General features: G+C 64.2%; 15 protein-coding genes. 7 read left to right on the top strand and 8 right to left on the bottom strand.

All coding sequences use genetic code 11. The features are described from left to right. Nucleotides 1-98 precede the first annotated feature (98 nt). Complete coding sequence (locus ABF990_RS00675; RefSeq protein ID WP_415499621.1) at nt 99-1,367, top strand: adenosylmethionine--8-amino-7-oxononanoate transaminase; 1,269 nt, start codon at nt 99-101, stop codon at nt 1,365-1,367. A 70-nt stretch (nt 1,368-1,437) separates the two neighbouring features. On the opposite strand, the gene ABF990_RS00670 is transcribed toward ABF990_RS00675, so the two are convergent. From ABF990_RS00670 to ABF990_RS00645, 6 genes are all read right to left on the bottom strand, one after another. Then, the gene (locus tag ABF990_RS00670; RefSeq protein ID WP_415490621.1) at nt 1,438-1,908 is read right to left on the bottom strand and encodes a molybdenum cofactor biosynthesis protein MoaE; all 471 of its coding nucleotides are present in this window, start codon (nt 1,906-1,908) and stop codon (nt 1,438-1,440) included. Nucleotides 1,909-1,913: 5 nt separating this feature from the next. After that, entirely contained in the window at nt 1,914-2,177 is a 264-nt protein-coding gene (locus ABF990_RS00665; protein ID WP_415490622.1) for a MoaD/ThiS family protein, read from the bottom strand. A gap of 272 nt (nt 2,178-2,449) precedes the next feature. Further along, a complete protein-coding gene (locus tag ABF990_RS00660) occupies nt 2,450-2,995 on the bottom strand; it encodes a hypothetical protein (RefSeq protein ID WP_415499622.1) in 546 nt (181 codons plus the stop codon). Nucleotides 2,996-3,102: 107 nt separating this feature from the next. Beyond that, nucleotides 3,103-3,672 (bottom strand): CDP-diacylglycerol--glycerol-3-phosphate 3-phosphatidyltransferase, encoded by a 570-nt coding sequence (gene pgsA / locus ABF990_RS00655; protein WP_415490645.1) that lies wholly within the window; start codon nt 3,670-3,672, stop codon nt 3,103-3,105. A 132-nt stretch (nt 3,673-3,804) separates the two neighbouring features. Next, nucleotides 3,805-5,691: an excinuclease ABC subunit UvrC gene (gene uvrC / locus ABF990_RS00650; protein ID WP_415490646.1), complete on the bottom strand. Its 1,887-nt coding sequence runs from the start codon at nt 5,689-5,691 to the stop codon at nt 3,805-3,807. A gap of 302 nt (nt 5,692-5,993) precedes the next feature. Then, nucleotides 5,994-7,079 carry a dipeptidase gene (locus tag ABF990_RS00645; protein WP_415499623.1) on the bottom strand — a complete coding sequence of 362 codons (1,086 nt, stop codon included), beginning with the start codon at nt 7,077-7,079 and terminating at the stop codon, nt 5,994-5,996. Between the two features lie 131 nt (nt 7,080-7,210). Here ABF990_RS00645 and ABF990_RS00640 point away from each other — a divergent pair, with 131 nt between their 5' ends. Continuing rightward, on the top strand, nt 7,211-8,020 hold the full coding sequence (locus ABF990_RS00640) for an exodeoxyribonuclease III (RefSeq protein ID WP_415499624.1): 810 nt from the start codon (nt 7,211-7,213) through the stop codon (nt 8,018-8,020). A gap of 141 nt (nt 8,021-8,161) precedes the next feature. Here the strand turns inward: ABF990_RS00640 and ABF990_RS00635 are convergent, their stop codons facing one another. Then, nucleotides 8,162-12,394 carry a translocation/assembly module TamB domain-containing protein gene (locus ABF990_RS00635; RefSeq protein ID WP_415490626.1) on the bottom strand — a complete coding sequence of 1,411 codons (4,233 nt, stop codon included), beginning with the start codon at nt 12,392-12,394 and terminating at the stop codon, nt 8,162-8,164. Beyond that, the gene (locus ABF990_RS00630; protein ID WP_415499625.1) at nt 12,394-14,301 is read right to left on the bottom strand and encodes an autotransporter assembly complex protein TamA; all 1,908 of its coding nucleotides are present in this window, start codon (nt 14,299-14,301) and stop codon (nt 12,394-12,396) included. Before ABF990_RS00630 ends, ABF990_RS00635 begins: the two co-directional genes overlap by 1 nt. A 500-nt stretch (nt 14,302-14,801) precedes the next feature. Between ABF990_RS00630 and ABF990_RS00625 the strand changes: the two genes are divergently transcribed. The 5 genes from ABF990_RS00625 to ABF990_RS00605 all read left to right on the top strand — a co-directional run bounded on the left by ABF990_RS00625 (nt 14,802) and on the right by ABF990_RS00605 (nt 20,013). Next, a complete protein-coding gene (locus ABF990_RS00625) occupies nt 14,802-15,866 on the top strand; it encodes a lysophospholipid acyltransferase family protein (RefSeq protein ID WP_415490627.1) in 1,065 nt (354 codons plus the stop codon). Nucleotides 15,867-16,051: 185 nt separating this feature from the next. Further along, nucleotides 16,052-17,467, top strand: a complete 1,416-nt coding sequence (gene miaB / locus ABF990_RS00620) for a tRNA (N6-isopentenyl adenosine(37)-C2)-methylthiotransferase MiaB (protein WP_415490628.1) — start codon at nt 16,052-16,054, stop codon at nt 17,465-17,467. Then, entirely contained in the window at nt 17,464-18,552 is a 1,089-nt protein-coding gene (locus ABF990_RS00615) for a PhoH family protein (RefSeq protein WP_415490629.1), read from the top strand. Before miaB ends, ABF990_RS00615 begins: the two co-directional genes overlap by 4 nt. Nucleotides 18,553-18,613: 61 nt before the next feature. Further along, nucleotides 18,614-19,075, top strand: coding sequence for an rRNA maturation RNase YbeY (ybeY, locus tag ABF990_RS00610; protein ID WP_415490648.1), 462 nt, complete (start codon nt 18,614-18,616; stop codon nt 19,073-19,075). Further along, nucleotides 19,072-20,013 carry a hemolysin family protein gene (locus ABF990_RS00605; protein ID WP_415490630.1) on the top strand — a complete coding sequence of 314 codons (942 nt, stop codon included), beginning with the start codon at nt 19,072-19,074 and terminating at the stop codon, nt 20,011-20,013. The genes ybeY and ABF990_RS00605 overlap by 4 nt, the downstream gene beginning before the upstream one ends. Nucleotides 20,014-20,045: the final 32 nt, after the last annotated feature.

Here is a 20,045-nt window from a genome sequence, read left to right as displayed (position 1 = left end):
CTTGGTGCCGGAGCCTGCGCATCAGGTCAATCACCCCCATACCTCCCCATGTTCCCGCCGTGTTCCGCCCGGCCTTTCCGTCACGAAAGAGCGCAGACATGTCCGCTTCCCCCATGCCCGACTGGTACCAGCAAGGACGTTCGCATATCTGGCTGCCCTATAGCCAGATGCAGACCGCAGCCCCCCCGCTGGCGGCCATAGGCACGCAGGGCAGCCGGATCACGCTGGCGGACGGGCGCGAACTTGTGGACGGCGTTGCCGCGTGGTGGACCGCCTGCCACGGCTATAACCATCCGCATATTCGCGAAGCCGCAAGCCGCCAGTTGGCCACCATGCCCCATGTCATGTTTGGCGGCATGGTGCATGAACCGGCCCTGCGTCTGGCGCAAAGACTGTGCGCCCTGCTGCCGGGCGATCTGGAACGGGTGTTTTTTTCGGATTCGGGGTCCGTATCTGTCGAAGTCGCCATGAAAATGGCCATTCAGTACCGGCTGAACAGAGGAGAGACAGGACGTACCCGCATGCTGGCCTTCAAGGGTGGCTACCATGGCGACACGCTGGGCACCATGGCCGTATGCGACCCAGAGGAAGGCATGCACCATCTCTATGGCAACACCCTTGCGCGACAGGTCATAGCCCCGCTCCCGCAGGATGAAGCCAGCAGCAGGGAATTCCATGCCCTGCTTGAACGCCACGCCCACGAGGTGGCGGCCATTCTTGTCGAGCCGCTGGTACAGGGGGCGGGCGGCATGCTGTTCCATGGGGCCGAAGTCCTGCGTATTCTGCGCGCCGCAGCCGACCGCTACGACATTCTTCTGATCGTGGATGAAATTTTTACAGGTTTCGGCCGCACCGGCACGTTGTTCGCCTGTGAACAGGCCGGGATCGTGCCCGATATCGTCACCCTGTCAAAAGCGCTGACCGGCGGCACCATGGCGCTGGCCGCAACAGTCGCGCGCCGCCATGTGTTCGAGGCCTTTCTGTCCGACAACCCCGAACACGCGCTGATGCACGGCCCCACCTTCATGGCCAATCCGCTGGCCTGCGCATGCGCCAATGCCTCGCTCGACCTGTTTGAAACGCAGCCGCGGCTGCAACAGGTCGCAACGATCAATGCCCTGCTGCGCGAACAGCTCGAACCCTGCCGCACCCTGCCCGGTGTGGTGGACGTTCGCACGCTGGGCGCCATAGGCGTTGTGGAAATGCAGGCCATTGCGAACCCTGAAGCCCTGCGCCAGCGCTTTGTCGCCCAGGGGGCGTGGATACGCCCCTTCCGCAATATCGTTTATCTTACACCCGCCTTCACCATCACAGAGGCGGAACTCCTCAGGCTGACCACGGCGATCCATACGGTGCTGAGCGCCTGAACATCCGCCCCACCCGCACACCTTGCAGCCATAGCCGCCCGTAACACCCGTGCCGCCGTGCAAAGGGCGTTCAGGTCTGGGGTGGTGCGTGCTGCATCCAGGCGCGGGCAGCCTGTTCGTCTTCCTCCCGGGCGGCAACCCAGGAGGCATGACCATCGGCATATTCTTCTTTTTTCCAGAACGGAGCACCGGTCTTGAGCCGGTCGATCAGGAATGCCGTGGCCTCAAGGGCTGCGGCGCGGTGGGCCGCGCTGGCTCCGACGAATACAATGGCCTCCCCCACCCGCATTGTCCCCACGCGGTGGACCAGCGTGCAGCCAAGCAGACCAAAACGCTGCACGGCCTCCTGCGCCAGCACATGCAGGATTTTTTCCGTCATGCCGGGGTAATGCTCCAGCGTCAGGCTGAGCAGGCCATTGCCGCCGCGTACCTGGCCCACGAAGGTTCCCACCCCGCCAATCTGATCCGACAGGGCTGAAAGGCGCGCGATTTCGCCAGCGGTATCGAACGGGCTGTCCTGCACACTCACATGAATGGCCATGGGCATCAGCCCCCGGTCATAGGCGGAAAAATGGCAACTTCGTCACCCGGCTGCACAATCCGGTCCAGACTGCCCAGCGTCTGGTTTACCGCCACCCGCAAGCGCGGTTCCGCCGCGAACGCACTGGCCACGCGCGGGTCCGCAGCCCCCAGTTGCCCCAGCAGGCCGGTGACCGTCACACCGCCTGGGGGAATGGCCGCAAGCTGGCTTTCCCGACCGATCTGCTCGCGCAGGGCCGCAAAATACAGGATATTTGCCGTGCCTGTCATGATCCTGGACCCGTTCCGTCTGTCTGTCGGCTGGATATGCGCCATAAAGGGCTTCGCCGTCCACTGCCCACTCATCATGCCCGCTCATCATGCCCAGCCCAGATCTGGCCCTGCCTGCCCGCACTGACATCCCCCGGCGACCGGGCGGAGCATTTTTACCTTAAAGCCACACGGTACAAAATCGACACGCACGAAGTAGAGAAAACGCGTATCTTCAGGGCAGAAAAGCCCCATCAGCCCGCCAATGCCCGACGTCTGGCCCGCAACCGCTGTTAATGGCCGACAACGACACCCGTTGTATGGCGTGAAGCGGGAGCATGCCCCTGCGTGCGGGTACTGACCGACCCATCGGGAGCTATGACTGTAACAGTCCCGTCGCCATTGGGTATTTCAATCGTGGAAGCCCGGGCTCTGCTGCCTGTTTCCATGGCCCGGCTGGTTTCGTGGTAAACCGGATTGGGCAGTTGCAGGGGACTGGCCGCAACCGCGGAATTAGCTGCCTTTTCCTGCCTGCCGATGCTGATTTCCTGTCCATCGGGCAGTTGCGGCTGGTTGGTGCCCGCTGTGGCGTCGCGCTGGCGTTCCACATCGGCCAGGGTGGGCAGCGGCGGAGGCGGACCGGGCCAGACATTGCCACCTTGCGGCAGAACAGGCGGTTCGGAGACATACAGCCCCCTGACACGCCGCATGTTCATATCCGAGCCGCCAGGCGCGTTCGGGTTAGCTCCCGGCAGGGACACCGTGTCAGACAGGAATTTGTCGAACCCCGAACATCCGCCCAGCAACACGCTCAAACCCAAAAAGGCGGCCTTGCGCATACCTTACTCCGCTTGTTCGTGCGTTCACCCCTGCGCATACAAGCCCGCCAGCAGTCATGACGGTGCAGCGCCGCCCCACCCGGACGGATTACCGGGGCAGAACACCCCTACAGGTCCACATGGCGCAGGCCCGTGGTCAGATAATCCCAGCCGGTAATCAGGGTCAGGACAGCTGCTATCCACAGCAGAACAGCCCCGATCAGCGCAACATGCAGCCACGGCGCACCCAGCAGAAGGCCCGTGCCGTCCCCCGCGAGCAGGAAGCCTATGGCCGTCATCTGGAAACCGGTTTTCCATTTGGCCAGCCGTGTGACAGGAAGCATGGCATGACGCTCGGCCAGATATTCGCGCATGCCCGATACCAGAATTTCCCGGCAGAGAATGACAATGGCGGGCCACAGGCTCTGATACGGCAGGTGCGCGTATCCGGCCAGCACCATAAGGCAGGCCCCGACCAGAAGCTTGTCGGCAATCGAGTCGAACATGCGCCCGAAATCCGAGAGCTGATGCCTGGAGCGCGCGATCCTGCCGTCGAAATAATCTGTAATGCCTGCAAGAATGAACAGCACGCAGGCTGTCGCGTCGGCCAGCGGGGTGCCATAGGCGGCAAACCCCACGACAATGGGAATGGCCACGATACGCGACAACGTCAGAACGTTTGGCAGGTCTGTCAACATCGGTTGCAATGGTAGCGCATTTCCCCGCAGGCTGGAATGGCTAGTCCTATCGCAAACCTGTCAGTTTTTTCTTAATTTCATAATTCCCGCACCATTTCACGGCCCGTCCGCATAACGGGGCTGCCATGCGGCTTACTCCGGTGTCCAGTCGGGGTGGAAATGGCCATAGATCGCCCGCGCCATTTCATGGCTGATACCCGGTGCCGCCTCCAGTTCCCCCAGCCCTGCCTGCTTGACCGCCCGCGCCGAACCGAACGTGTTGAGCAGCATCTTCTTGCGGGCCGGCCCCACGCCGGGAATGTCGTCCAGCTCCGAGGTGACAAGCGTTTTCGACCGTCCCGCCCGGTGGGTGGTAATGGCAAAACGGTGGGCCTCGTCACGCAGGCGCTGGAGGTAATACAGAACCGGGTCACGCAGATCGAGCTGGAAAGGCTCTCCCTCGCCGGTATGGAACCACTCCCGGCCGGCGTCACGGTCGGGGCCCTTGGCAATGCCCACCAGCTTGACGCCCGTGACCCCCAGATCGTCCAGCACGCCGCGTACGGCCGAATACTGGCCGGCACCGCCGTCGATCAGCAGCACATCGGGCCAGTTCGAGGTATCGCCCTCCTCCGCCTCCTTCAGGGCGCGGCCAAACCGGCGTTCCAGCACTTCGCGCATCATGGCGAAGTCATCCCCCGGCGTGACCGGGCCCTTGATGCGGAATTTGCGATAGGCCTTGCGGTTGAATCCTTCCGCTCCGGCCACGATCATGACGCCATAGGCATGCGAACCCTGGATATGGCTGTTGTCGTAAACCTCGATCCGCTCAGGTGGCGCATCCAGCCCCAAAACCCGGGCCACGCCTTCGAGCAGGCGGGCCTGCCCCGCCGTTTCCGCCAGCCGCCGCTTGAGCGCATCACGCGCATTGGTAACGGCATGGTCCAGCACATGTTTTTTCTCCCCGCGCTGGGGGCTGAGAATTTCGACCCTGCGGCCCTTGTGCAGGCTGAGCGCTTCGGCCAGCAGGGCCTGTTCGGGCAGGTCGAGATTGACCAGAATCTGCGCGGGAATGGGCTTGTCGTCGTAGAACTGCGCGATGAACGCGCCCAGAATATCGCCGGGCTGTTCATCCTGCGTGTGGGCGGGGAAAAACGAACGACTGCCGTTATTGCGCCCCCCACGGATAAAGAACACCTGAATGCAGACCTGCCCGCCTTCCTGCCAGAACCCCAGCACGTCCGCATCCTGCAGGGAGGCAGGGTTGATCACGCTCGATTCCTGCATCTGGGCCAGCGCCCTGATCCGGTCGCGCAGAACGGCGGCCCGCTCGAAATCGAGCGCTTCAGCGGCCTCGTTCATTTCGCGGCCCAGCGTGTCGCGCAGGGCTGTGTCCCTGCCGGACAGAAAGTCCCGCGCCTGGGCCACCAGATGGGCATAGGCAGGCTGGTCGATACGGTCCACACAGGGACCTGAACAGCGCTTGATCTGGTAAAGCAGGCACGGCCTGCTGCGGCTGTTGAACACCGCATCGGTGCAGGAGCGCAGCAGAAAAACGCGCTGGATGAGATTGAGCGTCTGGTTGACCGCCCAGGCGGACGCGAACGGCCCCCAGAGTGACGCCCCTTTTTCGGCCTTGCCCCGGTGCTTGGCGATCTGGGGAAAGGGATGGCCGTCGGTCAGCATCATCCACGGATAGCTCTTGTCGTCGCGCAGCAGGATGTTGAAACGCGGCTTCATGCGCTTGATGTAGTTGGCCTCAAGCAGCAGGGCCTCGGCCTCGGTATGGGTGGTGACGATCTCCATCGCCACCGTTTCCGACACCATGCGCCTGAGCCGTTCAGGCAGGCGTGCGATCTGGGTGTAGGATGTCACCCGTTTTTTGAGCGCAAGCGCCTTGCCGACGTACAGCACTTCCCCCTTCTGCCCCAGCATGCGGTACACGCCGGGCGAGAGCGGCATGGTTTGCAACGCATGGCGGATGGCCTCCACCCCCCTGACAGGGTGCCCCGGGGGCGTATCCTGTGTGGCGGGGGCCATACCCGTTGCAGAATATTCAGTTGTCATCAGGCGCTCTTTTAAGGCTCCGGGTTTCATCCACCGTTTGTGTGGATAACTCTGTGGAACATCTGGGGCGGACTCAGCACAAACCGCAGATTTTCGGTTCTTTCAACGGAATGCTCATTTTTTAAGCATAAGAATTAATGTCTTGTTTTAAAACAATTTTCCTTCAAATCCCCGTTTTTCGAAACGGCCTTTTTGAATTTTTTGTGAAAAACAGAGGGAGTCAAGAGAGAAGTGGACAAATTTTGCACGATACCCCTCCCCCTTGATTGCGGGTTTTACCCGCGCGCCACCTGTTCGGCCCGGTCCAGCAGACGCAGGAAATTCCCGCCCCAGAACGCGGCAATTTCGCTGCGGTCATAGCCGCGGCGCATAAGCTCCGCCGTCAGGTTCACGCCCTGTGTCGCGTCCTGCCAGTCGGCCAGCGCGCCACCGCCATCGAAATCGGAGGAAATGCCCACATGCTCGACCCCGATCCGGCGCACCACGTAATCGATATGGTCCACGAAATCGGCAACACCAGCCGTGCGCTTCCCCTCCTCGGGTTTGGGTTTGAGAAAAGCCGGCATGGCCGTAATCTGGATTACGCCGCCGCTGGCACGCAGGGCGTCAAGCTGTTCGTCATCCAGGTTGCGCGGATGGTCGCACAGGCTGCGGACGCAGGAATGCGTGGCCACCACCGGCGTTGCCGAAACCTGCACCGCCGCCAGCATGGTGCTTTTTGCAGCGTGCGAGACATCCACCAGCAGGCCAAGCCGGTTCATTTCCGCCACGGCGTCCCGCCCCAGGGCAGACAGGCCACCGTGCCGTTGCGGCTCGTCCCCCAGGCTGGGGCGGTGGATTGCGGCATCGGCCAGAACATTGTGCCCGTTATGGGTCAGGGTCACGTAGCGGGCCCCCTTTGCACGGAACCGCTCCAGCATGGCCAGGTCCTCCCCCATGCCGTAGCCGTTTTCCACGGCCGGAATGACCGCGATGGCGCCTGCGGCGCGGGCGGCGTCAATCTCCGCCACGGTGGAGCAGACACGCGCCGTCACGCCGTTATGCTCGCCCTGCATGCGGTTGATGGCATCGAGCATGTCCAGGCACTGCTGCCGGGCCTGGGCATGCCCTTCCGCTGTCGTGGGGCCCTGGCCGATATAAGCCACGAAGCACCCGGCCGACATGCCGCCGCGCTGCATCTTGGGCAGGTCGACATGACGGTCCGATGTCAGGCTGAACGCGTCGTCCCGATCCGGCCAGGGGATATCGATATGACTGTCGAGCGTGAACAGGCTGCGGTGCAGAGCCTGTACGTCCTGCGGCGATACGGAGCCCTGTTCGGGGCTGGACTGCGCCACACTGGCGAAGGAAGGAGATGTCATGCCTGAAAAATGGCCCTGCTGGCTGAAATTGCAAGGAAACGGCCCAAAGCCCATGGCTGTTGCCGCAGCTTTGTGAACGCCGGTCCCCCGTTATCCGCGCTTTTTGCTTGCCCTGCAAACACCGATGCGTCATGCCCACAGCCATGCGACTTGTGACCTGGAACATCAACTCCCTGCGGCTGCGCCTGCCGCTGCTGGAAAAACTCACGACCCACCTCCTGCCGGACGTGGTGTGCCTGCAGGAAACCAAGGTCCCCGACCCGCTCTTTCCCGCCGACGCCCTGCGCGCCCTGGGGTATGAGCACCTGCACTACAGGGGCATGAAGGGGTATAACGGTGTTGCCATTCTCTCGCGCCATCCGCTTGAGCCGCTGCCCGACATGCCCAACTGGTGCGACAAGGAAGACTGTCGCCATATCGCCACCATGGTCCACGCCCCGCAGGGCAGCGTGGAACTCCATGATTTTTATATTCCCGCCGGGGGGGACGAGCCCGACCCGGACATCAACCCCAAATTCGCGCACAAGCTGGCGTTCGTGGACGAGATAACCGAGTGGTTCAGCGCGCGGGATTCACGCCGCACCGTGCTGGTGGGCGATCTCAACATCGCACCGCTGGAACACGACGTGTGGAGCCACAAGCAGCTTCTCAAGATCGTCAGCCACACCCCGCCGGAAACACAGCGGCTGGGCCGCCTGCTGGACACCGGCTTTGTGGATGCGATGCGGCATTTTGTCCCGCCCGAGGAAAAGCTCTACACGTGGTGGTCCTACCGCAATCGCGACTGGCAGAAGTCGGACCGGGGCCGCAGGCTGGACCATATCTGGGTCACGCCCGACCTGGTGCCCGAACTGTCGGGCATGATGGTCATCCGCGAAGCCCGCGACTGGGTCTCCCCCTCCGACCATGTGCCGGTCATGCTCGATCTCTCGCCTGCCTGACACAGCCAGCACACCCCGGCACGGCACAGGAAGGCGGTAAACGCAGGCCCGTGCGTGCTGCTCCGGCACGACACGCCGGGTGGGCATGTGGCGCGCTGCATGCCCCCTGCGCCACATGCGCGCCCCCTGGCCCCCTATCCGTCAGTACCGATGCTGCCAGAGCAGCCCCACGCTGCTGCCCGGATCGTTTTCAGGCGTTGTAAAGCCGGTGACCGTGCCTCCTGTGCCCACCGTGGTGTTCAGCTTGAGCTGGTGGGTCAGGTCCACCTGAACCTGCGCCTGCGTACCCGAGCCGGATGTAGCCTGCTTGGCCCCCACGTAAACACCCTTCATCACGTATTTTCCGGCCTCCACACTGGTACCGCCATTCCCCACCCCGGACCCGCCGCTGATGGACAGCCGGTCCAGATGCAGGGTCTTGCGCAGCGTGCCCATGGGGTCGAACGGGGTCAGCCCGGTCAGGGTCGCCACCGCCGTCCCGATCTCGATCATCTGGGTGGACGAAAGGGAATGCGCGTCCGTGCCGAAAATCAGCATCGCCAGTACCTGGTCCTGCGGGAGGGGTGGCAGGGATTCAAAGGTGATGCGCGGCGAACTGGCATAACCGCCGACCTTGAGCATGGCTGTCTCGCCATTGACGACACGATCGGCTTCGAAATCCAGGGTCGGGTCAAGCTGATGGTCCACGCCCGAACCGGTAAAAGCCACGCGGCCTTTGGTAAAGTTCAGCGAAATACCGGCAAGATTGAAGTTCCCGCGCTTGAGGTCGAACCCGCCGCTGACCTGTGCCGCCTGCGCCGTACCCCCGACCAGCAGCCTGCCCGCCATTTCGGCATCCAGCCCGTGGCCCCGCACGAAAAACTTGCCCGGAGAGACCACGCGCAGATTCAGCCCAACCACCATGGCGTGGGTGCTGGCGGCCCGGGCCTCTTCCTCCTTCTTTTTTTCATCGCCCGGCCAGATGACATCCAGCCTGGCGACAGAAGTCGGCAGGGAATTGGGAATATTGATATCGACCTGACTGAGGTTGACCGTGCCCGCAACATCAATGCGCGTGCTGGCCTGGCCGGTCACGCTGACATCGGCATTGAGCACGGCTGTCAGCAGATCGCTGGAAACAGGCCGCGCCTTGCGGGCCTGCAAACGCAGGTCAACCGGCAGACCGGGTGCGAACACCCCGACAGAGCCCGTTAAGCCCACCGTGCCCTCACCCGCCCTGGCCGTCAGGTTCTGGATGACCAGCCTGTCGCGCTCTCCCACCACCCGGCCGTTGATCTGTGCCAGATGGACGCCCTGCGCAAAATCCTGAAAATCGGCATCGCGCAGGTCGAGCGTGCCGGTCACGACCGGACTGGCAAGCTTGCCCGCCACCAGCAGGTCCATCTGTGCCTGACCGGCGGCCTGCCGGGCCTGCACGCCCAACACGCCGTTGGCTATGCTCAGATCGAGGCGCCCGCCAACGCGCAGGTTCAGTGCGCCCCCCTCACCCAGAGGGGCCGTGCCATTGACCTGGAGCGCCAGCTTGGGGCCGCCAGCAGCCTGTGCCTGCACCTTCGCGGCATTGCCGCTGAGCACGGCAGAGGCATCCAGCGTCAGGGCCGGAACAGAGGCCGCGGCCGAACTCCCGCTCATGCGCAGGCCGCGCCCCGTAAGCTGCACATTGCCCACTGGCTGGGCCAATGTCCCCGACAGTCTGGCCGATGCGGTTACAACGCCCTGTGCCTCAAGCCCCGGCACAAAAGGCCGGGCGAGCGCGGGCGTGACATTGCGCACATCCGCCGTAAGGGCCAGAGCAGGTTTGATACGCCCGGCAATATCCAGTGTCGCAGGCGCGCTGCCCTTTACACCAAGAGTGGCGCGCAGACGGTCCACGCCCATCTCATCCCCGAAAGAAACCAGAGCGGGCGCGAGCACGCGCAGGGTTTCCTCCCGCGCGGTTGCTGTCAGTTTCTGCACACGCACCTGCCTTGCGGGCAGGTCGAGCAGGGCCGCGGCATCCAGCGCCAGCGGGCTGCCCGACCAGCTTGCCGGACCGACCTGCATGCTCAGCGCCATGGCGTTCTCTGGTCCCTTGGCGCCAAGCCGCGCCTGCCCCTTCACGCCATAGGCGTTCACCCCACCCAGCCGCAGCGTCAGGTCGGCATCGGGATGGGCCGAAGGGTCACGCACCGTACCCGCCAATGCCAGACTGCCGATACTGGCCGCAGGCAGGGCCACGTTCCCATCGAGCCTGAGGCTCACGACCGGCACGGTACCGTCCTGCGCCGTGCGTACCGACGCCACAAGCCGGCCACCAAGTGGCTGGCCAAGCAGGGAGCGGAAATCCGCCAGACGGGCAATGCTCAGGTCAAGCGTGCCCAGCGGCAGAATCTCACCCACATGCTGGGTCAGGGTGGCATGGCCCTGAACACTGTTCCACGACAGGTCCGTCAGGGCCAGCGCACGCTCACCCGCCGCATTCTGGCTGAAAGTGGCCGCCAGTTTCAGCGGGTTGCGGTCCAGCGTGCCGTGCAGGTCAAGACTGCCCTGGGGCGCGCCCGGCAGATGCTGGGCCGCAGCATCCAGCACCAGATCGCCCTGGGGCATGGTGGCAGTGCCGGGGCTGGCCTGCGCATGCACATTGGCCGCAAAATCCTGCACCGGGCCTTTTGCGGTCACGGCCATAGTCAGCGGCCCACGCAGGAACGGCATAGCCCGCGACAGATCGGGCAGCGCCAGGGACAGCGAAAGATCCATGTCCCGACCGGTGCTCAGACGCCCCTGCCCCTTGATATGCAGGGCATGCCCGTCAACGCTGAGGGTACTGATATCTATCCGCTGGCCCGAGGCCGTGGCCCCCTGGGCTGGCAATGGCGTTATCGTGGCCGTGGTAGCAAAGCGTCCTTCGGTCCCGATCAGGCCGACCGCCTGCGGCTGCCCCCCGGTCAGGGACACGGTGCCATCCACACCAAGCTGTGTAGCGCCCACCTGCTGTGCGGGACGCTGGACGCGCAGGGTCATGCCGCCCTGGCCGCGCAGGGCAACGCCCACAGCCTCCCCGATCGGCAGCAGGTCTGGCAGTTTCAGCGCCAGCGTGGCCTGCTGCGGGGCCTGTGTCCGTACCGAACCGTTCAGCCCGAGGACAGGATGGCTGAGCGTGAAGTCAAGCGGAGCGCCCGGCTGCGCGGGGGCCAGCCGTGCATCCAGCACCAGTGGGGCCTGCGCCAGCAGCGTGGGGGCCTTGCCCGGCAGGCGCAGTCCATCCGCGCTGAGCACCAGATGCAGCAGTTCGGCGGCTGGTGTCGTGCCGCCATCCCCCGTGAAATGGCCCTTGAGCGCGCCGATATTGACCGCCGCCGCCACAAGCTGGGACACATCGAGATCGGCCGTGCCGCGCGGAGCTGTCATCTGCCCGCTCAGATGCGCGAGAAAATGCACCGATTTCCACCCGATATCGGGTGTCAGCGTCATGGCCGGCGCGTCGATCCCCGCATCGAGACGGGCCATCCTGCTGGAGGGCAGATCCAGAACGCCGGCCATATGCGCCGTAACGGCCCCTGCCCTGGCATCGAAGGCGAGGGCCGATGCGGCAATGGGGCCCTTGAGATCAAGCCGCAGCGCCAGAGGTGCCAGTTGCGGCATGGCCAGCCGGGATACCAGAAAACCGTCCGCGCCTTCGCTCGCATCCAGGTGCAGGGTAAGATTGCCCTTGCCCGTTGCCGTTTGCAGGGCGATCTGTCCTGCCCTGTCCAGCCTGCGTACAGCCAGCGCAATGTCCGAACGCGGGAGCGAGGGCAGGCTCAACCCGTTCAGAACCGGGTCGATATTGCTGATCCGCCCATGACCCGAAACTGAAAAACTGGCGGCCTGCCCAGCAATGGGCGCACCTACGGCAATACGCTCCACAGCAAGATGCCGGATATCCACCCCCAGCTTCAGCGAAGACGAACTCCCCTGGCTGGACGTCGCCCTGGCCGGCTCGGACGATACCGGCAGGCGGGCCATATCCAGTTCAGCCGCGGTAAACGCGTTGATCCGCGCCGTGCGGCCCAGCAGGGCAAGGGGGGACCAGTCAAGGTGGATGTCGCGCAGGCTCAGCCAAACGCCCTGCGTGTCCCTGATATCCAGCCGGGCCAGGCGAAACCTGTCGGGAAAGCGGCCCGACAGCCCGTCTATCACGACCGTGCCCCCCGTAAGGGCGGCGGTCTGGCGGACCAGAAAGCGCCGGCCCGGCCCCGTATTGGCCCCGACCAGCAGCCCGGCCACCGCCAGCCCCACCACAACGGCCAGGGCCGCCACCGCGACCAGTGCAAAACGCGCGACCCGGCGCCACCGCCCGTTCCGGGGGGGCTGACCAGCGGATACGGGCTGGGATGTCCCGTCGTGTTGCGCCATCAGAACGACTCTCCCAGACCGATATAAAGATCCCACCTGTCACCGTACGGGGCACGGTTGAGCGGCACCGCCACATCGAGCCGCACCGGGCCTATGGGGGTGTAGTACCGCACCCCGCCACCCGCGCCCACGCGCACGGTCCCGGTCAATGGCAGGGACGAACCGCCGACCTGCCCCGCATCGGCAAAAACCGCCATGCCGAAACTGCGGAACAGCCTCTGACGGTATTCCACCGACGCCGCGTCCACCGAGGTGCCGCCGATGGCATAGCGTGTATGCCCGTATTGTGGCCCCACCCCCTGCCAGCGATAGCCGCGCACTGTCGCACTGCCGCCGGCATACATGCGCTGGTCAGGCGGAATATCCCACGTGCTGGCACCCCGGATACTGCCCACCGTGGCACGAAAGGCCAGAATACTGCGCCCGGGCTTGCTGATATGGAGGTGATGCAGGTCGAAATAGGTCGAGGCGGAGGCGTTCATGATCGCGAAAAACGACGTTCCCGTTCCTTTGTTACCCAACGACACGGATGGCATGATGCTGATATTGGCGCGCACGCCGTGCAGGGCGGGTTCGACCGGGTTGCTGACCCCCGTATTGTCGTATGTGGCGGCCAGTGGCGCTCCGAGAATCGTGTAATCGCGCGTGACGCCGAACTGTTCGATTTTTTCCTGCTCCGCGGAAAGCCCGAAATTGCCGTTCCAGTTCCCCGCGATCGGACGTGTCACGCCCCCACGCAGCAACACGGCGGTCTGGCGGTAGGACCAGAAAAGCTGGCGCAGGCCCTCGATACGCGTGCTCAGGTTCTGGTTGCGTTCAAGAAAATCGGGTTTGAAAAAATCGGCGTAGACATCGTAGCCCAGCCCCTGCTGCGCGGACCCGCCCAGACCTGTGACAAGGGCTGTCAGGCGCAGGCGTTCGGCATTGCCCAGAAGGTTGTAATGGGTCCAGTTGGCCCCGGCACGCGCCCCCAGATCGGTCGAATATCCCACTTCCGCCCCGACGGAACGGCGCTTGCTTTCCTGAAAGGTGAAGTTCAGCGGCATGGTCCCGTCGACAGCCTTATCGGACCCGTCCTTGACCGCAACGTTGGAGAAAACGCCCAGATCGGTCAGGTTCTGGCGGGCGGATTCGATCCGGGACGGCTGGTACAACTGTCCGGGGCTGATCGTCAGGCGCCTGCGGATGAAGGTTGCATGCACGCGCCGCAGGCCGTCCAGGCTGATGGTGCCGATATCGAGCACGGGACCGGGGGTAACGGGGTAGACGATATCGAGTGTCCGCTCCTGCGGCCTGACATAGGCCGTGGGCTTTTCCACCCGCGCCAGGGCATGTCCGCTTTCCTTGAGCGCGTCGAGCAACTGCCCGCCTGCCCCCAGCACCGTCTGGGCCACGGCAGGCTGACCGGGCGCCAGACCGAACACCTTTGTCTGCGCAGCACTCAGCACCGGGGTCGTATGCGTTGCCTGATCCACCAGCCGGATGGAGCCGAGATGGAAGAGCGGTCCTTTTTCGATGGAGATATCGACAGCGATTTTCTCCCCCGCCGGAACGGCCTCGATCCAGTTGGCCAGCGCGGCGGACTGCCCGTCTATCCTGACACTGTCGCCGCCTTTGGTCCGGCGCAGGGTAATATGCACGACACCCGCGTAGTACCCGCAGCTCTGCAGGCCCGTACGCACACGCTCGTAATCGCTGCGCACGCGCCCGGCCAGCGCGAAAGGCCCCACGGCATGGGTTGCCTGAAGCGCCAGCAGGTCGGATGACGCGCTGACGGCAGTATCCAGATCAGCTTCGCCGGTCTTGATCAGGGTCGCGGTATAGGCCTGCGGGTCGGCGGCCCACCCGCCATGCGTCGTGACACCCCACAGCACGAAGCCTGCCAGTATACGATTCGTCGTACCCATGACCCGACCGGACACGACACCCAGGAAAGTTTTTTTACTCACGGTCACTGCGCGTCGTCTATCATTTGCCGCATAAACCAGCCTTTATGCCTCCCTGCCGTCCGGGCGTCATGCTACTGCCGCGTGTCATACCATACCATGACCAAAATACGGCACCGCGCGAAAAAACCGATCTCCGACACACCTGAAAAACCCGCCCCGGAAAACCGTACAGGCACTCGCTCCATCCATCCGGCTGCACGCCCTGATCGTGCCAGGGTGCGATTCCGGGCCGGGTGGCAACCGCGCGATACCGGCCGCAGGCCATCATGGCGTGGGCGTTCCAGCCCGGAAAGACCCGGCCCGAACACCGGCATGGGGCGTGAAACACCGTCTTATTACGTGGCATGGATTGTCCGCGCCCCCCGGTTCGCGGTATGGGGGCACATGTTTGTGTGTTTTTCCCGCAGAGCAGCCCGTGGCCATTGTCTGGCAGACACGCGGTCGGCAGCAACAAGCCCATGACCCGCACCAGACCCACCCCTGACGGGCGGGACCGGCTTTCGGGCACACCAGACGCCCTGTCTCCCACCCCTGTGGTTGACGGCCTGCTGCGCCGTGTACAGACGGTGCGCGCCGCATGCCGGCTGAGCGCGCTGGTGGTATGGATTCCGCTTTCCGTCGGGTTCGAAGCATGCCTGCTGCTGGTGCCCGGTACGGTCAAGATCCGCTGGACACGTGTGATCTGGGGCGTGCTGTGCAAAATTCTCGGCCTGCGGATCAGGGTCGTGGGACAACGTACGGGCACGGTTGGCGGTGTGGCCGCGCGCAAACGGGGCGAGCGCCCCGTCATTTACGTCTCCAACCACATGTCATGGCTGGATGTGCCTGTATTGGGCACCTTGCTGCCATCTGTTTTCGTGGCCAAGGGCGATATCGAGAAATGGCCTGTCATGGGGCTGATCTCGCAGATCGGGCGCACCATTTTCGTCAGCCGCCAGCGCAGCACGACAGGCCGCGAACGTGACGAGATGATCCGCCGTATGGTGGAGGGGGACAATCTGGTCCTGTTCCCCGAGGGCACGTCCTCCGACGGGTCGCGCGTGCTGCCGTTCATGTCCGCCTTTTTCGCCATAGCCAAGCTGCCCCGTCTCAAGGACGAGCACAAAGGCGCGCTACCCATAACCTACGACTCCGGCATGACACCGCTGATCCAGCCGATCTCCCTCGCCTACGACCAGCTTGAAGGCCTGCCGATCGGCCGTTTCCGCCGTCCTGTTTTTTCATGGTATGGCGACATGGACCTTGGTCCGCATGTCTGGTCGCTACTGCAGTGGAAACACGGGCGTGCGACGGTGGTGCTCCATGACCCGCTCGACCCCGACCTGTTCCCCAGCCGCAAGGCGCTGGCGCAGGCGACATGGAAAGCCGTCGCGCAAGGGGCCGCGGACCTGCGCCAGAACCGCACGCCCAGCATCCAGCCCGGCCGCTTCGACCCCGCGACGTTGCCTGTGGCTTTCCTACCGCCCCGGGTCAGAAAAGCAAAAGCCCTACTTGACAGAATGGCCTCGTTTTTTTCTTCATAACGGCAGGCGGTTCAGAACCGGGGGAGCCCCTTCCCCACCGGTCCCGCAAGGTCATGGAGGTCAGCCCCTGTCCTGCGTCGGAATGTATCCTGCTTCTCGTTTACGCCTCACAATCCGTGCGATTGTGAGAAAAGAAACTTGACCTTCGCCTTTACACACCCGATCTGCTCCTCCTGCCGCACGGAATGGGCCTGCGGCCCAGTGGAGTGCCCGCCGTCATGACATCCCCCACCCCAACACCGTCCGCCCGTGGCCTGCATGTCATCACCTGGGGCTGCCAGATGAACGTGTACGACAGCGCGCGCATGGGCGATGTGCTGCGGCCCCTTGGCTACCAGCCGGTCGACACGCCCGACAACGCCGACATGATCATTCTCAACACCTGTCACATCCGCGACAGGGCGGCCGAGAAAGTTTTTTCGGAACTGGGGCGGCTTCGCCTGATCAAGGAAGCGCGCAAGGCCCACGGGCAGAATACGGTCATTGCCGTGGCAGGCTGCGTGGCCCAGGCCGAAGGGCAGGAAATTCTCGCCCGCGCCCCGTATGTGGACATTGTGCTGGGGCCGCAGACCTACCACCGCCTGCCCGAAATGGTGGCGCGCGCCGCGCGCGCGGGTGGGGCCGTGATCGAGACGGATTTCCCCGCCGAGCAGAAATTCGACTTCCTGCCCGACACGCAGGCGCCGCAGACACCGGGCAACCACACGGCTTTCCTGACCATTCAGGAAGGGTGCGACAAGTTCTGCTCGTTCTGCGTCGTGCCTTACACCCGTGGGGCGGAAAGCAGCCGGAGCGTGGCCTCCGTCCTGGCGGAAGCCCGGCGCATGGCCGCAACCGGCGTGCAGGACATCAGCCTGCTGGGCCAGAACGTGAACGCCTACCACGGCGAAGGCCCTGACGGCACGATCTGGAGCCTTGCGCAACTGGCCTACGCGCTGGCCGATATTCCCGGCCTGTCGCGCATCCGCTACACCACGTCCCACCCGCGCGACATGGATGATACGCTGATCGCGGCCCACCGGGACCTGCCGCAGCTCATGCCCTTTCTGCACCTGCCGGTCCAGTCCGGCTCGGACCGCATTCTCAAGGCCATGAACCGGGGCCACACCGCCGATGACTACCGCGACATCGTGCGCAGGCTGCGTGACGCCAGACCCGACATGGCGCTGTCGTCGGATTTCATCGTCGGCCACCCCGGCGAGACCGATGCCGATTTCGAAGCCACGATGCAGCTTGTCCATGATGTTGGCTTCGCGCTGGCCTATTCCTTCAAATACTCTCCCCGTCCGGGCACGCCCGCCGCGGGGGCTGGCATGCAGGTGCCCGAATACGTCAAGGACGCGCGCCTGCAAGCCCTCCAGCAGGTGCTGCGCGCCCAGCAGGATGCGTTCAACGCCACGCTGGTTGGCCGCAGCGTACCTGTGCTTTTTACATCCAGGGGGCGCAAACCCGGCCAGATCACCGGGCGTTCACCATGGTTGCAGCCGATCCATGTCACCGGCCCAGAAACCCTGATCGGCCAGGAACTGTCCGTGCATGTCACTGAACGCCTGACCAACTCCCTGGGGGGCGTTCTGGAAGAAAGGAAGGTCTACGCTTGAACACATCGCGCACACCTTTTCGGTCGGAACCAGCAGGACTGCCAGGGTTCCTGACCCTCCAGTTCGAAGACAACACCCTTCTCGCGCGGCTTGTGGGCGACCACGACAAACATCTGCGCTTCGTGGAAGAAGGGCTCGATGTCGAGGTGGCCCGGCGCGGCAACCGCATTTCCATCCGGGGCGTTCCCGCTCTGGCGTCACTGGCGCGCACGGCCCTGAGCGCACTGTACCAGAAACTGGCGGCGGGCGAGGTTGTAGACAGCAGCACCGTAGAGGCGGCAATCCGTATGTCACGAGCGCATGAAAGCAGGAACACCCCCACGCAGCCCGCAGCAGGACAGCCCGCACCCACCGTGCTGGCCGATACGGACCTGCCCGCCATCCGCACCCGGCATGGCACCATAGAGCCCCGCTCTCCCGGGCAGGCAGACTACATGAAGGCGCTGGCCCGCAAGGAACTGGTGTTTGGCGTAGGCCCCGCGGGCACGGGCAAGACCTATCTGGCCGTAGCACAGGCCGTGGCCATGCTCCAGGCCGGTTCCATCGACCGGATCATCCTGTCGCGCCCGGCGGTGGAGGCCGGTGAACGGCTGGGCTTCCTGCCCGGCGACATGAAAGACAAGATCGACCCCTACCTGCGCCCGCTGTACGATGCGCTATACGACATGCTGCCCGGCGATCAGGTCATACGCCGCATGGCGGCGGGCGATATCGAGGTCGCCCCCCTTGCGTTCATGCGCGGACGCACCCTCTCCCACGCCTTCGTCATTCTGGACGAGGCGCAGAACACCACCATCGCGCAGATGAAAATGTTCCTGACACGGCTGGGACCGGGTTCACGCATGGTGGTTACAGGGGATCTGACACAGATCGACCTGCCCGAAGGCACCACATCGGGCCTGCGGGACGCGGTTGAAACCCTTGAAAATATCAAGGGTGTCACGATTTCGCGCTTCAATGCGGCGGATGTTGTCCGGCACAGGCTGGTCGCCCGCATTATTGAAGCTTATGATGCAAAGGCGACGGCCAGCACGGGAACCCCCCGCCACAGGGGCCGTCAGGAGAACAATGGAACCGCCAAGTAGTACTGGCCACATCCGCAAGCAGGATGTGGCAGGCCCAGACGGCAACCCTGCGCGGGTTGCCATGGCGCCGGACGGGCAGCCAGACGCCCCCGAAATTTTCATTCGGGATCGCGGCTGGCGCTGCCATGTGCATGACCCCGAAAAACTGGTGTGGCGCGCCCTTGCCGCCTGCACCGATTACGGTGGCCTACCTTCCACCGTGGTTCTGTCCACGGACCGGGAGGTGCGCATGCTCAATGCGCGCCACAGGGGCCGTAACAAACCCACCAATGTGCTGACATTCGAGCCCCCGCCCGGCCTGGAAGGCGGGGACATCATTCTGGCACTGGAAACCGTGCTGCGCGAGGCCCGCCGAGCGGGCAGGCCGGTGGCCGACCACCTTGCCCACCTGGTCATTCACGGCAGCCTGCATCTGGCCGGATATGACCATCACCACCCCGGTGAAGCCTGCGAGATGGAAATGCTCGAAGCACGCCTGCTCAGCCGGCTGGGCGTCCCCAACCCGTGGAAACCCCACGCATGAGCGGGTCCGATTCCACCTCCTCCACAGACAGGCCGGAACCGGCCGGGCGTGGCCTGTTTTCGTTCTTTCACCGCCGCAAACAGCCTGCTGACCTGCGCAGTTCCATTGCCGCACTGGTGCAGCAGGCGGCGGACGAGGCCAATGTCGCCCCGCATGGCGAACAGCCCGAACTGGACCGGCAGGAACGCGTCCTGATCGCCAACGTGCTGAGGCTGCGCAACATCTCCGCCGATGACGTCATGGTGCCACGGGCCGATATCGTGGCCATGCCGGTCTCCATCAGCCTGGACGAAGCCCTGGCCATGATGCGGCGCGAAAACCATTCGCGCATGCCGGTCTACCGCGACCAGCTGGACGACATCGTGGGCATGATCCACGTCAAGGATCTGATCGCCTATGTCGGCACCAGCGAGGCGTTCAACCTCGAACCCCTGCTGCGCCAGCCTCTGCTGATCGCACCGCAGGTTCCCGTGCTCGACCTGCTGCTGCAGATGCGCCAGCGCCAGATGCATCTGGCGCTGGTCATTGACGAGTATGGCGGCATAGACGGGCTGGTCACCATCGAGGACCTGATCGAGACCATTGTGGGCGACATCTCCGACGAGCATGACGAACCCGCCGCGATCCTGATCACCCCGCGTCAGGACGGTTCGTTCGATGTCGACGCCCGCTGCCCGGTCGAGGAGTTCGAAAGCCAGATCGGCCCGATTCTGACCGAGAGCGAAAAAGAAGCCGAAATCGAGACCATAGGCGGGCTGGTATTTCGCATGGCGGGGCATGTTCCAACGCGCGGAGAAGTCCTGACCCACGAAAACGGCTTTCTGTTCCGCGTGCTGGATGCGGATGCCCGGCATATCCGCCGGGTACGGGTGCGTCGCCTCAACCCGCCGGCAGAGGACGGAACAGCCGCGGGCTCCGCGCCGTCACCGGCGGGCTGAAAAGGGTCCGGGCGGTCAACAATGGGTTGACG

This window comes from Acetobacter sp. (genome assembly GCF_047723915.1).
Classification (GTDB): domain Bacteria; phylum Pseudomonadota; class Alphaproteobacteria; order Acetobacterales; family Acetobacteraceae; genus Acetobacter.
The sequence above is the reverse complement of the archived record's forward strand: the minus strand, read 5'-3'. Positions and strand labels throughout refer to the sequence as shown.